This is a genomic window from Flavobacterium bomense, assembly GCF_003970355.1.
The window spans coordinates 61,017-75,462 of sequence record NZ_RYDJ01000003.1; the positions used below are offsets into that span (position 1 = coordinate 61,017).

The 14,446-nt window shown below is 36.4% G+C and carries 12 protein-coding genes; 10 read left to right on the top strand and 2 right to left on the bottom strand.

Translation table 11 applies throughout. From position 1 onward, the window contains the following. Nucleotides 1-39 precede the first annotated feature (39 nt). The 6 genes from rplQ (at nucleotide 40) to ctlX (ending at nucleotide 7,056) form a co-directional block, all read left to right on the top strand. Nucleotides 40-531: a 50S ribosomal protein L17 gene (rplQ, locus tag EKL98_RS04305; RefSeq protein ID WP_126458909.1), complete on the top strand. Its 492-nt coding sequence runs from the start codon at nucleotides 40-42 to the stop codon at nucleotides 529-531. Between the two features lie 328 nt (nucleotides 532-859). Continuing rightward, nucleotides 860-1,960, top strand: coding sequence for a glutamine-hydrolyzing carbamoyl-phosphate synthase small subunit (gene carA / locus EKL98_RS04310; protein WP_126561628.1), 1,101 nt, complete (start codon nucleotides 860-862; stop codon nucleotides 1,958-1,960). 378 nt (nucleotides 1,961-2,338) lie between these two features. Continuing rightward, nucleotides 2,339-3,631 carry a phosphopyruvate hydratase gene (eno, locus tag EKL98_RS04315; RefSeq protein ID WP_126458915.1) on the top strand — a complete coding sequence of 431 codons (1,293 nt, stop codon included), beginning with the start codon at nucleotides 2,339-2,341 and terminating at the stop codon, nucleotides 3,629-3,631. Nucleotides 3,632-3,785: 154 nt separating this feature from the next. Then, a complete protein-coding gene (locus EKL98_RS04320) occupies nucleotides 3,786-5,069 on the top strand; it encodes a citrate synthase (RefSeq protein WP_126458918.1) in 1,284 nt (427 codons plus the stop codon). 61 nt (nucleotides 5,070-5,130) lie between these two features. Next, nucleotides 5,131-6,045 (top strand): dimethylarginine dimethylaminohydrolase family protein, encoded by a 915-nt coding sequence (locus tag EKL98_RS04325; protein WP_126561629.1) that lies wholly within the window; start codon nucleotides 5,131-5,133, stop codon nucleotides 6,043-6,045. Nucleotides 6,046-6,120: 75 nt separating this feature from the next. Beyond that, nucleotides 6,121-7,056 carry a citrulline utilization hydrolase CtlX gene (ctlX, locus tag EKL98_RS04330; RefSeq protein ID WP_126458924.1) on the top strand — a complete coding sequence of 312 codons (936 nt, stop codon included), beginning with the start codon at nucleotides 6,121-6,123 and terminating at the stop codon, nucleotides 7,054-7,056. Between the two features lie 45 nt (nucleotides 7,057-7,101). Here ctlX and EKL98_RS04335 read toward each other — a convergent pair whose 3' ends face one another. Further along, nucleotides 7,102-7,731 (bottom strand): MarC family NAAT transporter, encoded by a 630-nt coding sequence (locus EKL98_RS04335; protein ID WP_126451852.1) that lies wholly within the window; start codon nucleotides 7,729-7,731, stop codon nucleotides 7,102-7,104. Between the two features lie 142 nt (nucleotides 7,732-7,873). Here EKL98_RS04335 and EKL98_RS04340 point away from each other — a divergent pair, with 142 nt between their 5' ends. Then, a complete protein-coding gene (locus EKL98_RS04340) occupies nucleotides 7,874-8,242 on the top strand; it encodes a CoA-binding protein (RefSeq protein ID WP_126458928.1) in 369 nt (122 codons plus the stop codon). 99 nt (nucleotides 8,243-8,341) lie between these two features. On the opposite strand, the gene EKL98_RS04345 is transcribed toward EKL98_RS04340, so the two are convergent. Then, complete coding sequence (locus EKL98_RS04345) at nucleotides 8,342-9,850, bottom strand: sodium:solute symporter (RefSeq protein ID WP_126458931.1); 1,509 nt, start codon at nucleotides 9,848-9,850, stop codon at nucleotides 8,342-8,344. A 577-nt stretch (nucleotides 9,851-10,427) separates the two neighbouring features. Here EKL98_RS04345 and recR point away from each other — a divergent pair. The 3 genes from recR (at nucleotide 10,428) to EKL98_RS04360 (ending at nucleotide 14,378) form a co-directional block, all read left to right on the top strand. Next, nucleotides 10,428-11,048 (top strand): recombination mediator RecR, encoded by a 621-nt coding sequence (gene recR, locus EKL98_RS04350; protein ID WP_126451855.1) that lies wholly within the window; start codon nucleotides 10,428-10,430, stop codon nucleotides 11,046-11,048. A gap of 72 nt (nucleotides 11,049-11,120) precedes the next feature. Next, the gene (locus EKL98_RS04355; protein ID WP_126561630.1) at nucleotides 11,121-11,912 is read left to right on the top strand and encodes a polysaccharide biosynthesis/export family protein; all 792 of its coding nucleotides are present in this window, start codon (nucleotides 11,121-11,123) and stop codon (nucleotides 11,910-11,912) included. 15 nt (nucleotides 11,913-11,927) lie between these two features. Then, nucleotides 11,928-14,378: a polysaccharide biosynthesis tyrosine autokinase gene (locus tag EKL98_RS04360; protein WP_126561631.1), complete on the top strand. Its 2,451-nt coding sequence runs from the start codon at nucleotides 11,928-11,930 to the stop codon at nucleotides 14,376-14,378. Nucleotides 14,379-14,446 lie beyond the last annotated feature (68 nt).

The window sequence follows — 14,446 nt, forward strand, 5'->3', positions numbered from 1 at the left end:
AATGGATAGCATCAAGATGAAAGTATAAAAAAACACGTCATGAGACACGGAAAAAAATTCAATCACTTAAGCAGACAGACTGCACATAGAAAATCTATGTTAGCTAATATGGCTTGTTCTCTTATAGAGCACAAACGTATTAACACTACTGTTGCTAAAGCAAAAGCGCTTAAACAATTCGTTGAGCCTTTAATAACAAAATCAAAACAAGATACGACTCACAATCGTCGTATCGTTTTTGCTTACTTACGTAGCAAATATGCGGTAACTGACTTGTTCAGAGACGTAGCTGCTAAAGTAGGAGACCGTCCAGGTGGATACACGCGTATCATTAAAGTTGGGAATCGTTTAGGAGATAATGCTGATATGGCAATGATCGAGTTAGTAGATTTCAATGAACTTTACAATGGGGGTAAAAAAGAAGTTAAAAAAGCAAAAAGCCGTCGTGGTGGGAAAGCTAAAAAAGCAGATGAGGCTACTGAAGCTCCAGCTGCTGAAAGTGAACCAACTGCAGAGACAGCTGCTGAGTAATTATGAAAATAATCATTCAATAAAAATTAAGGATAAGCTATTTATAGTTTATCCTTTTTTTTTGATTTTTTCGGAACAAAAAACGTATTATTTAATAGTGAATTGTCTTGCTGTTCACTGTATCTTTTGCTTTTAAAGAAAAATCAAAAAGATGCCTCCAGACGCTCCAAGATCATCAGGGCTCTAGGGTAGAATTTTTATTATACAATAAATTTCAAAAACTTGCATCCATTGCTTTAAACAATTAAATTTGCACAATATTTAACTATATATGAAACCCGCTTTGCGAGTTCCATGAGACTATTAAAATAACATTAGATAGCAACGAATGAAATATACAACAAGACAAAGCGCCATTCTTTTATTGAGTGACGGAACCATATTCCATGGTAAATCTATTGGAATCAGCGGAACTACCTTTGGGGAAGTTTGTTTTAACACCGGAATGACAGGTTATCAGGAAATATTCACTGACCCTTCTTATTTTGGACAATTAATGGTTGCCACGAACGCTCATATTGGAAATTATGGAGTAAACGATTCAGAAATAGAATCAGGTAGTGTCAAAATTGCCGGGTTGGTTTGTAAAAATTTTAGCTTTAATTATTCTCGTTCCGATGCTTCAGGGAGTCTAGAAGATTATTTTATTAAACAAAACTTGATCTGTATATCTGATGTAGATACGCGTGCCCTGGTTAGTTATATTCGTGACAACGGTGCTATGAATGCTGTAATTTGTACAGATGATACCTCAGTAGAAGAACTAAAAATGGCTTTATCAAAAGTCCCTGATATGAAGGGTTTAGAATTAGCATCTAAAGTTTCTACTACGGAACCTTATTTTTTTGGCGAGGAGAAGGCAACGTATAAAATCGCAGCACTTGATTTAGGAATAAAAATGAATATCCTTCGTAATCTGGCTAAAAGAGATTGTTATATCAAAGTATTTCCTTTTGATTCTTCGTATCAAGATTTAGCTGCATTTAATCCGGATGGATACTTCTTATCTAATGGTCCCGGGGATCCTGAGCCTCTTTCGGGTGCGATTCAAGTGGCTAAAGAAATTCTTGACAATGATAAACCTTTATTTGGAATCTGTCTTGGACACCAAATAATTGGTCTTGCTAATGGAATTTCTACTTATAAAATGTTTAATGGGCACAGAGGAATAAATCATCCTGTAAAAAATATCATCACTGGAAAAGGGGAAATAACTTCTCAAAATCATGGTTTTGCGGTTAATAAAGAGGAATTGGACAATCATCCAAATCTTGAAATTACGCATCTTCATCTTAATGATGGAACTGTTGCAGGGATGCGCATGAAAAACAAAAATTGTTTTTCTGTTCAATACCACCCTGAAGCAAGTCCTGGGCCCCATGATTCGTCGTATTTATTTGATCAGTTTATTGAAAATATTAAAGGATAAAGACAGTTATTTAATTGTCAAAATTTTAAAACAGAAGGGTTTGACTTTAATCATAAAGTCAGGCCTTTTTTTATGCGAAAAATAATTTTTATACTACTATCTATGATATTTTAGTCCTATTTTGCGCTGTCTCGATGCAATACGCATCTTGACTGTAAATTTTAAAGAAAAAAAGCACTTTCAAAAGTGAATATAATTTCACGAATATATAATGAAAAAAGTAAAATTAATTTGATACTGCAAAATAAAATTTTAATAAAGTAGAAAAGTGTTATTTCTAAAATAATTATAACGTTTTCGTTAATAACATTCATTATTTTCATAATGTCATTACAAAAGATAGAATATATTTGTATTACTAAATAAAAATTAGAAAATATGAGTATAATTATCAAAATTCACGCAAGACAAATTTTTGATTCAAGAGGAAATCCTACAATTGAAGTAGATGTAATTACAGACAATGGTGTTTTAGGAAGAGCAGCAGTTCCATCTGGAGCTTCTACCGGTAAACATGAAGCAGTGGAGTTACGTGACGGAGGAAAAGCTTTTCTTGGTAAAGGAGTTTTGAATGCGGTGAAAAATGTGAATACCCTTATTTCGGAAGAACTTCTTGGAGTTTCCGTTTTTGAACAAAATGTTATTGATCAAATGATGATTGATTTAGATGGCACGCCTAATAAATCAAACTTGGGAGCAAATGCAATTTTGGGTGTGTCTTTGGCTGTTGCCAAAGCGGCAGCAAATGAATTAGGATTGCCTTTGTATAGATATGTAGGCGGTGTTTCTGCGAATACATTGCCCGTTCCTATGATGAATATCATCAATGGAGGTTCACATTCTGATGCGCCAATTTCGTTTCAGGAATTCATGATCATACCAGTTAAAGCAACTTCTTTTACGCATGCAATGCAAATGGGGACTGAGATTTTTCATAGCCTTAAAAAAGTATTACATGATAGAGGTTTAAGTACAGCTGTTGGTGATGAAGGTGGTTTTGCGCCAAACCTTGCCGGTGGTACAGAGGATGCATTGGACACGATCAAAAAAGCAGTTGAGGCTGCTGGTTATACTTTTGGTGACGAAATCATGGTGGCTTTAGACTGTGCGGCTTCTGAATTTTTTGTAAACGGAAAATACGATTATACGAAATTTGAAGGCGAAACGGGTAAAATTAGAACTTCAGAGGAGCAAGCTGATTATTTAGCTGAATTAGCAGCTAATTACCCTATTATCTCTATCGAAGACGGAATGGATGAAAATGACTGGGATGGTTGGAAATACCTGACGGATAAAATTGGTAATAAAGTACAATTAGTAGGGGATGATTTATTTGTTACTAATGTGGAACGATTGTCAACAGGAATCGAAAAAGGAATTGCAAATTCAATTTTGGTTAAAGTAAACCAAATAGGTACTTTGACTGAAACTATTGCAGCGGTCAATATGGCTAAAAACGCAGGCTTTACCTCGGTAATGTCGCACCGTTCCGGAGAGACGGAGGACAATACTATTGCAGATCTAGCAGTAGCATTGAATTGTGGACAAATCAAGACCGGTTCTGCTTCTCGTTCAGACCGTATGGCTAAATACAATCAATTATTGCGAATTGAAGAAGAATTAGGCGATACCGCTTATTTTCCGGGAAAAAACGCTTTTAAAATAAAATAAGTTCTAACACTATCTTTTTTAGCCATTCACTTCGTGTGAATGGCTTTTTTTTGGTAATATTTAACATTTTCATTGTATTATTCTCTTTTTAATTAGTGTTTAATTCCCTAGATTTGATAAATTATTATTTTAAAAGTTTATTTTCAAATATATTATGTCAAAAACAGCAACATTAGAAATCGACGGAAAAAAAATTGAACTGCCTATAGTAGTAGGTAGCGAAAATGAAGTTGCCATCGATATTAACAAATTACGTGATTTATCCGGTATAATTACTCTTGATCCGGGCTATAAAAATTCAGGTTCTTGTAAGAGTGATATTACTTTTCTGGACGGAGAATTAGGAATTCTTCGCTACAGAGGATACGCTATTGAAGATTTAGCAGAAAAAGCTGATTTTCTTGAAGTGTCTTATCTTTTAATTTTTGGAGAATTGCCTACTACTAAACAGTTGGCGCAATTTGAAACGGATATCAGAAAATACACGCTGGTCAATGAAGAAATGAAAAACATCATTGATGGTTTTCCAAAAACAGCCCATCCAATGGGTGTTTTAGCTGCTTTGACGAGTGCATTGACTGCGTTCAACCCTAAATCGGTTAATGTAGAGAATGAAAAAGAAATGTATGAAGCAGTTTGTAAAACCATGGGGAAATTCCTGGTTATTGCCACTTGGACCTACAGAAAAAGTATGGGTTATCCTTTGAATTATTATGATAACACTAAAGGGTATGTGGAGAATTTCATGCATTTGATGTTTGAATTGCCTACAGAGCCGTATACGCCAAACCCTGTGGTAGTAGATGCATTAGACAAGTTGTTTATACTTCATGGCGATCATGAGCAAAACTGTTCCACTTCTACCGTTAGAATGGTGGGTTCCTCACATGCGGGATTGTTTGCATCAATATCTGCCGGAGTTTCAGCTCTTTGGGGTCCTTTGCACGGAGGTGCCAATCAGGCAGTTCTTGAAATGCTGGAAGAAATCCATAGAAATGGCGGTGATGCAGATAAATATATGGCTAAAGCCAAAGATAAAAATGATCCTTTTAGATTGATGGGTTTTGGACATAGAGTCTATAAAAACTTTGATCCAAGAGCAAAAATCATCAAAAAAGCAGCAAATGAAGTTTTAGCAACTTTAGGAGTTGAAGACCCAATTCTTGCTATTGCTAAAAAGTTAGAAGCAGCGGCTTTGGAAGATGAGTATTTCAAATCAAGAAATTTATATCCTAATGTAGACTTCTACTCTGGAATTATTTACAGAGCGCTAGGAATTCCTACCGATATGTTTACGGTTATGTTTGCCATAGGGCGTTTGCCGGGTTGGATTGCACAATGGAAAGAAATGCGAGAAAATAAAGAGCCTATCGGAAGACCAAGACAAATTTACACAGGACATCCTTTGCGAGAATTCAAGACCTCTGATAAAAGATAAAAGATAAAAAGCTTCACAAATTTGTGAAGCTTTTTTTATATTTGCTAAAAGTTAAAGATACATGTTAGAATTAAATGTAAATAATGAAACTTCAAGACTAAGGGCAGTTGTTTTGGGTTCTGCAGTACATAACGGGCCAACGCCAAAACGAGAAGAGGCCTATGATCCAAAATCGTTAGAGCATATATTGGCAGGGACTTATCCGATCGAGATAGATATGGTTCGAGAAATGGAAGCCTTCAATCGGGTTTTTGAAAAATATGATGTAACGGTGTTTCGTCCTGAAATGATTGAAAATTACAATCAAATATTTACCAGAGATATTGGCTTTGTAATTGGAGATGTTTTTGTAAAATCGAATATATTGCCGGATCGCGAGCGGGAATTAGACGCGATTCAGTACGTAATAGACCAAATTGATTCTCAAAAAGTAGTGCGCCCCCCAGAAGAAGTACACATAGAAGGAGGGGATGTGATGTTGTGGAATGACTATATCTTCGTTGGTACATATAAAGGAAGTGATTACCAGGATTATATTACAGCACGGACGAATCTTCAGGGTGTGCAGTACATCAAAGACCTGTTTCCTACTAAAATTGTAAAGGGGTTTGACCTAGTAAAGTCTAAAATTGAAGCGAGGGATAATGCCTTGCATTTAGACTGTTGTTTTCAGCCTGTTGGAATTAATAAAGGGATTATATACAAAAATGGATTTCGAGAAGAAGCCGATTATTTATTTCTGGTTAATCTTTTTGGGAAAGAAAATTTATTTCACGTCACTAGAGACGAAATGTATCACATGAATTCTAATATTTTTTCTATCGATACCACTGTTGTGGTTTCCGAAAGAAATTTCACCCGACTGAACAATTGGTTGCGAGCAAACGGTTTTCTGGTAGAAGAAATTCCTTATGCCGAAATTGCAAAACAAGAAGGGCTATTGCGCTGTTCGACCTTGCCTTTGATTCGAGATTAATTCAATTTTAAAAACGTATTGTGGTAGAGACGCACTGCAGTGCGTCTCTACTATAAAAATAAAACACAAAAAACCATGAAACAAACAACAAATTCGATATTGATGATTCGCCCAGTAGCGTTTAGAATGAACGAACAAACGGCAGTAAATAATTATTACCAAAAAGTAGTAGACGGTCTTTTGCCTGCAACGGTAAACGCTAAAGCACAACAAGAATTTGATGCTTTTGTCGAAAAACTAACAGCAGTCGGGGTTGATGTTACGGTTGTTGATGATACCCTGAATCCAGATACACCAGATAGTGTTTTTCCAAACAACTGGATTTCTTTTCACGAGAATGGAGATGTGGCTTTATATCCTATGTTTGCTGAAAATCGCCGTCACGAGCGCCGCGAAGATATTTTAGATGTTCTGGAAGACAAAGGATTTGTGATTCATAATATTGTTGATTATACATCGGCAGAGGAAGATGGATTCTATTTGGAAGGAACAGGAAGTTTGCTTTTGGATAGAACTAATGCTAAAGCATATTGCGCTTTGTCACCAAGGGCTGATGAAGAGTTGTTTATCGAATTCTGTGAGGATTTTGACTATGCTCCAGTTATTTTTGAAGCATTTCAAACCGTCGGTTCGGAACGAAAATTGATCTACCATACCAATGTGATGATGTGTCTGGGGGACACTTTTGCTGTGATTTGTTCGGAGTGTATTGATGATAAAAAAGAACGTAAAATGGTCCTGGATAGCCTAAAAGAAAACGGGAAAGAAATCATTTTAATTACGGAAGCCCAAATGAATACTTTTGCAGGAAACATGCTTGAAATTCGTGGGGCAAAGGACAAACGATATTTAGTGATGAGTGCTGCTGCACATCAGAGTTTGACTTCAAAACAAATTGAACAACTGGAGCGACATGCTGAAATTTTGAGTTCGAGCCTGGATACTATTGAAGCATGTGGGGGTGGCAGTGCCAGATGTATGATGGCTGAGATCTTTTTGCCAAGAAAATAATTGTACAATTCAGGCAAATACACTGCGTTTTGCCTGAATTTAATCTTAGATCAAATTGCCTTTAATAATATTGATAATCGCACTTACAATATATTGGATTCCTATAGCAATTACAATAAAACCAATGATTCTGGAGATCGCTACAATTCCGGATTCTCCAAGTATTTTTGCTAAATAATGAGCACTTTTCAAGATGATGAAAATAGCAACTGCGATAGCAAGAATGGCAAAGGATGAAATGATAATTTCGCTAGTTGTATTGTGTTCCTGATAAAAAGCAATCAGCAGCGAAATAGATCCAGGTCCGGCTAGCATAGGGATAGCTAGTGGAGTCAGAGCGATGTCATTTCTTTTTTGAGCATCGTTTTCTGCTTTTTTGGTGATCCCCCTCTTTTTGTTAAATTGTCCCGAGAGCAATGAAAATCCCGAGTTTACTATGATAAGTCCTCCGGCAATTCGAAGCGCATCGATGCTAATGCCAAAAAAAATCAGCATATATTGCCCAATAAAAAAAGAGACAATTAAGATGATAAACACATTTATCGCTGTCCACAATGAAATCCTGGAACGTTCTTTTTTTGTGTCATGTTGTGTAAGTCCTACAAAAATAGGAACAGTACCAATAGGGTTCAACACGGAGAAAAGTGCGACAAACAGATAAATAAAAAGATCCATATTTTATATTTAAGGGTGTAAAAATACTCTTTTTTTACTTTTTAATGTTAGGGAAATGTTTTTATTGCATTGATAACTAAACTTGAAAATTCCGAAACGGACAAACCTTTTTGATTACTTTTGCTGCATATACTTATAGAAAATGACAAAGAATAAAAAAACACTAGTTCTGGGAGCAACTACTAAACCAGAGAAATACGCCTTCAAAGCGATCACTATGTTGGTAGACAAAGGACATTCGGTGCTTGCTTTAGGACAAAATGCTGGTGAAGTGGCCGGTGTGAAAATCCAGACCAAAGCCATTCCCATAAAAAATATAGATACCGTTACCCTTTATTTGAACCCTGCACGTCAGCGCGATTATTACAATTATATCGTCGAGGCTAAACCTAAACGTGTTATTTTTAATCCGGGAACTGAAAATCCAGAATTGTACCAATTGCTGAAGCTGAATGATATCAAAGTAGAAATAGCCTGTACCTTAGTATTATTGACTACTAACCAGTATTAATATTTTTTTTGGAGCTACCTCCAGCTGTTCGCTATATCTTTTCTTGTCCCGTTTTTAAAACGGGACAAGAAAAGGATGCCGCTGCCATCTGGGCTAAAACTAAAATCGTGTTTCTGAAGCCGCTTTTTTGCTAATCAACCACAATCCAAGAAAAGTAATAAGCCCGTTTACAATGATCAGCTCATTGTCAAAGACGTATCCAAAAAACAATGTTTTTGAATGTTCGCTGATAAGGTATGTGAGTGCAGGAGACAACAAACAAATTATCGGGACCAGTTTGTCTTTGACCGTTTTTGACTGTGCAAACAGCCCGAAACAATACAATCCTAAAAGTGGTCCATACGTGTAGGAGGCCACCCTGAAAATCATTCCTACTACGGAACTGTCATTTATGGAATTAAAGAAAATAATGACCAGAAACATCAAAAAGGAAAACGCAACATGAACCAGATGTCTGTCTCGGACTACATTAGGTTTGTTCAGATTCTCCGCTTTGTCCATTCCTAAAAAATCCACACAAAACGAAGTCGTAAGCGCTGTTAATGCAGAGTCAGTCGTAGCAAAAGTTGCGGCCGTCAATCCCAATAAGAATATAACTGAAGGTATCAGAGCCAGGTGATTAAAAGCAATTTCCGGGAAAAGCAAATCGGTTCTGGGCTTTCCGGTGTTTAAATCGGTGGGGATTTCAACCCCGTTTTTAGCGGCATAAACATACAGTAGCGCACCTACGCTCAGGAAAAATATATTGATAAGTACAAATATTCCGGTAAATGTGAACATGTTTTTTTGAGCTTCACCAATGGTGGCACAACTCAGGTTTTTTTGCATTAAATCCTGATCCAGACCTACCATGGCAATGGTTACAAAAATCCCTCCCAGAATTTGTTTGATAAAATGGAACTTACTCGACACGAAATCCTCAAAGAAAAATACTTTCGAATAGTTACTGTTTTTTACGGTTTCAAAAGCTTCAAAAGCATTTAAATTCAAGCTTCTGCAAATAAAGAAAAGAGTCATAAAAACAGAGGTCACTAAGAAAAAAGTTTGTAAGGTATCCGTAATGATAATGGTTTTGAGTCCGCCACGATAGGTATATGCAAAAATTAAAGCCAGCGAAATCAGCACGGTAAAGGCAAAGGGAATGTTGTAAAAGTCAAAAACGTAGCGTTGTAAAACGATCACCACAAGATACAATCGAAACGCAGAGCCTATTGTTCGGCTGATCAGGAAAATTGTTGCGGCAGTTTTATAGGAATACAACCCCAATCGCTGCTCGATATAGCCGTAAATCGAAGTCAGATTCATCCGGTAGTACAGAGGCAACAGCACTTTTGCAATAACTATAAAGCCAATGGCATTTCCCAGAACAAACTGAAAATACTTGAATTGTTCTCCGTTTGGCGCACCCACTTCTCCCGGCACCGAAATAAAAGTTACCCCGGAAAGCGCAGTCCCAATCATCCCGAAAGCCACTAAATACCATTTTGAGTTTTTATTGGCTTTGAAAAAAGCCTCATTGCCACTGTCTTTTCTACTTACAAAATGGGAAATCAAAAATAAAATCCCGAAGTAGATTACAATTAACGATAGAATGGTGAATGGTGTCATTTTTTTGAGTTTACAGGCAGCAAAATACGATTTTTTGTTTAATGAGTCATTTCTGGATCCGGATTCCCTTTGGCATATCACGAATAGCTACTGCTTAATTGGTTTGTATGCAACATTATAAACGATTTTATTTTAATATCGCCTACTAAAAGTATTGCTTTACGTCCAAAGCATTTCTGTTGAAAAAGGATTCTTTTTTATATAATGGCTTTTGCAAGCGACTCCATTTGTCAGTTTGGGTGTAGCCGAGAACCCTTGTTGCCTATCGACTGCACTCGATAAAAAGGGCATTAAGTTTTTTTCATCAGTTCGAGGTGAGAAAAATTTGTGACAGGAAAAATTTCTACCGGGCATCAAGAATCCTAACGTTTTGATAGCTTCTCGACACAATTTTAATCAGTAACGCTTTCGCATTACTATTCAAAAGTACTCGAAGTGAGGGCGGAAACAGCGCAGCCTTAATGACATTGCGCCCAATAGTAGAAAAAACGGCGGACTAAAATCGAATAACTAAAGTATACAATCGATTCAAGAAATAACCGATTAAACAAATAAACAAATTGCTACATTTGCAGTTATGGAATTTTCTTCAAAATTAATAGAAAGGGCAGTCAATGAAATGTCTCAGTTGCCAGGAATTGGTAAGCGAACTGCACTGCGACTGGTGTTGCATTTATTAAAACAGCCCAAAGAGCAAACAGGATTTCTAGCGCAAGCCTTGGTGGCAATGCGGGAGGATATAAAGTATTGTGCGAGTTGCCATAATATATCGGACAGTGCGTTGTGTGAAATTTGTGCCAACAAAAACAGAAATCATCAAATTGTTTGTATTGTGGAGGATATCCGGGATGTTATGGCGATCGAGAATACAGGACAATTCAGAGGAATTTATCATGTTTTGGGCGGTAAAATTTCACCTATTGACGGCGTGGGCCCCAGTCAGTTGAACATCAATACTGTAGTTGAAAAAGTAAAATCCGGTAGTGTCAATGAGATTATATTTGCGTTAAGCTCCACAATGGAGGGAGATACTACCAATTTTTATATTTACAAACAAATTGGGGATTGCGGGATTATTATATCAACAATCGCCAGAGGAATTTCAGTAGGTGATGAGCTGGAATATGCGGATGAAGTTACCCTGGGCAGGAGTATTTTGCAAAGAGTTCCTTTTGAAAAGACTTTTAAAAATAATTAATTTGTTTAATGAATAATGTTGCTTTTTAAATCGTAAATGAAAAGTTATATTTGTCGCTTAAAAATATTGTAAATGAGCAAGTCGGTACTCTGTTTGTTGTTAGTTATAAGTGTGTTGCTTTTTTCCTGCATCCCTACTAAAGATTTAATTTATCTTCAGAAAAAGGATACCTCAGTACAAGAATCTACTATTGCTGTGGTAGGATCTAAGCCTTATCGGTTGCAAACAAATGATGTGTTGAGTATTACTATAAAAGCGATAGATCCTAAATTAGTTGCTATTTTTAGTCCTACAAGCGAAGTCGGTTCGGTAGGAAAATCAGAATCCGCATTGTATTTTGATGGATTTACAGTAGACGATCATGGAAATATAAGGGTTCCGGTCTTAGGAGAATTAAATGTTATTGGTTACACGCTGGATGAAATCAGAGTGAGAATCGAAAAGCAATTGTTAGCGGAGTATTTTAATGCCGAAGCTAATATTTTTGTAACCGTAAAATTATCGGGGTTTAGATATACGATCAACGGGGAAATTGGCAGCACGGGAACAAAAACATTATTTCAAGAGCAAGTAAATATAATGGAAGCCATAGCAAATGCCGGAGATATCTCTATAATAGGAGACCGAAAAGCAGTTACCATCATACGAAAAACACCAACAGGAGTTCAAATGCATGATCTGGACTTGACGGACATCAATGTGATGCAATCTCCTTATTATTACTTACAACCTAATGATTATGTTTATATCAAACCGCTCAAGCAAAAAACCTGGGGAACCGGGAAAACAGGAATTGAATCCTTAGGGACTATTATTACGTTGCTGTCTTTGGCCACAACGACCTTTCTACTATTAAGAAATTAAAACAGCATTCAGAAAATGTTAGATATAAAAGATTTTTCGATTTTTGAAAATCAAGTCAGTTTTGATTTTAAGGGATTTTTAATGAAAATCGGAAGTTATTGGAAGTGGTTTTTACTGAGTTTAATAATCACTTTTACTATTGCCTATCAGGTCAACATCCGTAAAGAAAAAATATATGGCATGGAGACCCTCATTGCCGTAAAGGAGGAAAGTAACCCTCTTTTTACTTCTAATACCAGTTTGGTTTTTAATTGGGGCGGTACCTCTGATCAGGTTCAATCCATCTCTACAACACTGCAATCCAGATCACACAATGAGTTAGTGGTAGATAAACTGCAGTATTATATTGATTACTTAGTTCAGGGCGAATACAATATGGTAGATGCCTACGGAGCAGTTCCATTCTATGTAAATATTGATAAATCGAAAGGGCAGTTAGCAGGAAATTTAATTGGAATTACGTTTCTAAGCGAAAATGAATATGAAATCAGAATTCCATTTGGGAATCAAAACGTCTCGGTCGTCACGTACTCCAATAATTCCTATGGCAATACAGCAGTCGAAATTGGTGATTTTGTAAAAAGATACAAAGTAGGAGAGTCTGTTTCATTACCCTTTTTGAATTGGAAATTACAAATAAAAGACAATCCCGGTTTTTACAAAGGAAATGAATATTTTGTGCGTTTTAATGATTTTGACGGAACAGTAGCCGAATATAAAGGGATCAGTTTGCGCTCAGATGATAAAGGCGGTTCTATAATTACCCTGGGAATGCAGGGTACTAATAAAGCCAGAATGGTCGAATATTTGAATTCGACTGTTGAAATGCTGATCAAAAGACAGTTAGATAGTAAAAACCAGTTTGCTACCAATACGATTGCTTTTATAGACAGTACACTTATTGCCATGGAATCCCAGCTCAAAGAAACCGGGAATGAGCTAAAAACATTTAGAAAAGATAAAAATATTTATGATATTGAAGCGGGTGGTGCTAAATTCTCGGATAAGATTCTGGAATTTGATGTAGTCAAAGATGAAGTGACCCGTAAACTGTCCTATTACAATTCGTTAAAGACTTATTTGAAAAACAGCACCAACTATGCAAAACTTCCAGCGCCATCTGTAGCGGGAATAGAAGATCCTAATATTGTAGTTAATGTTTCAAAATTGATCGCCTTGTCTACCCAAAGATCCGAAATGGCCTATGCCGTAAAAAGCGAGAAGATATTTAAGGATTTTGACAATCAAATGGAGGCGGTCAAAAATGTACTGTTAGAAAATATAGCTACTGCAAAAGCTTCGCTGCAATATGATTTAGCGATGGTGATCAGTAAAATTAATGAAGCCGAAAGTACCATAAAACAACTCCCGGAAGACCAGCAAGAGCTCGTTAAAATCAAAAGAAAATATGATTTGAGTGATAATATTTACAGCACCTTTCTTCAAAAAAGAAGTGAAGCAGATATTGTCAAAGCAGCGAATCTATCGGATGTTCAGTTTATAGATCCCGCAAAGGATATTGGCGGCGGATTAATAGGCCCTAAAACATCCGTCAATTATATATTGGCCTTATTTCTGGGAATACTTGTTCCGTTGATTTTTGTATTTGGCATTTTTTTTGTCAATAATTCGATTCAAAATACGGAGGACATCAGTAAGTTGACAAAAATTCCTTTGATAGGCGTAGTCGGTGTCAATAAAGAAAATACAAATTTAGCAGTGTTTGACAGGCCTAAATCATCGTTGTCGGAATCTTTTAGAGCCATTCGGTCCTCGCTCCAGTTTTTGTACAAACAACAAAATGTAGACGGTGCCAAAACACTGATGATAACCTCCTCCGTTAGTGGTGAAGGAAAAACATTTTGTTCCATAAATATCGCTACTGTATTTGCCCTGAGCGAGAAAAAAACAGTTGTTATTGGCCTTGATTTAAGAAAACCAAAACTGGCTACTGAATTTAATTTATCTAATGAAGCCGGGATTGTAAATTACCTGATCAAGCAAAAAACGGTTGACGAAATTATAAATCACACCCACATTCCTTTTCTGGATGTGATTCTCTCCGGACCGGTTCCTCCCAATCCATCGGAGATGATCATGAGTGACGGAATGGGAGAGCTGATTGAAGAATTAAAGAAAAAATACGATTATATAATATTAGATACACCTCCGGTAGGGTTAGTGTCAGATGCACTAGAATTAGCACAATATTGTGATGTTACCCTTTATATTGTGAGGCAGAATTTCACTAAAAAAGACATGATTACCTTGTTGAATAATCGTATAAAACGAGGGGAATTAAATAATGCCAGTATAATTTTGAATGGTCTGGAGAATAAAGCTAAATACGGAACGGGGTATGGCTACGGATATGGTACCTATACTAATGACTATTACGAAGAAGACAAACCCAAAAGTATGTATGAAAGAGTGGCTCAGAAAATACTTAATAGACCCAGAAAGTAATTTATTGATTACAGATATAGTTAAAAAGATGCATTTTAGGGCATTTACTTTTTAGATTCAAAAACTTT

Excerpts from the sequence above, each read along its gene's own strand:
- rplQ (WP_126458909.1), top strand. The coding sequence starts at position 40 with ATGAGACACGGAAAAAAATTCAATCACTTAAGCAGACAGACTGCACAT.
- carA (WP_126561628.1), top strand. The coding sequence starts at position 860 with ATGAAATATACAACAAGACAAAGCGCCATTCTTTTATTGAGTGACGGA.
- eno (WP_126458915.1), top strand. The coding sequence starts at position 2,339 with ATGAGTATAATTATCAAAATTCACGCAAGACAAATTTTTGATTCAAGA.
- EKL98_RS04320 (WP_126458918.1), top strand. The coding sequence starts at position 3,786 with ATGTCAAAAACAGCAACATTAGAAATCGACGGAAAAAAAATTGAACTG.
- EKL98_RS04325 (WP_126561629.1), top strand. The coding sequence starts at position 5,131 with ATGTTAGAATTAAATGTAAATAATGAAACTTCAAGACTAAGGGCAGTT.
- ctlX (WP_126458924.1), top strand. The coding sequence starts at position 6,121 with ATGAAACAAACAACAAATTCGATATTGATGATTCGCCCAGTAGCGTTT.
- EKL98_RS04335 (WP_126451852.1), bottom strand. The coding sequence starts at position 7,731 with ATGGATCTTTTTATTTATCTGTTTGTCGCACTTTTCTCCGTGTTGAAC.
- EKL98_RS04340 (WP_126458928.1), top strand. The coding sequence starts at position 7,874 with ATGACAAAGAATAAAAAAACACTAGTTCTGGGAGCAACTACTAAACCA.
- EKL98_RS04345 (WP_126458931.1), bottom strand. The coding sequence starts at position 9,850 with ATGACACCATTCACCATTCTATCGTTAATTGTAATCTACTTCGGGATT.
- recR (WP_126451855.1), top strand. The coding sequence starts at position 10,428 with ATGGAATTTTCTTCAAAATTAATAGAAAGGGCAGTCAATGAAATGTCT.
- EKL98_RS04355 (WP_126561630.1), top strand. The coding sequence starts at position 11,121 with ATGAGCAAGTCGGTACTCTGTTTGTTGTTAGTTATAAGTGTGTTGCTT.
- EKL98_RS04360 (WP_126561631.1), top strand. The coding sequence starts at position 11,928 with ATGTTAGATATAAAAGATTTTTCGATTTTTGAAAATCAAGTCAGTTTT.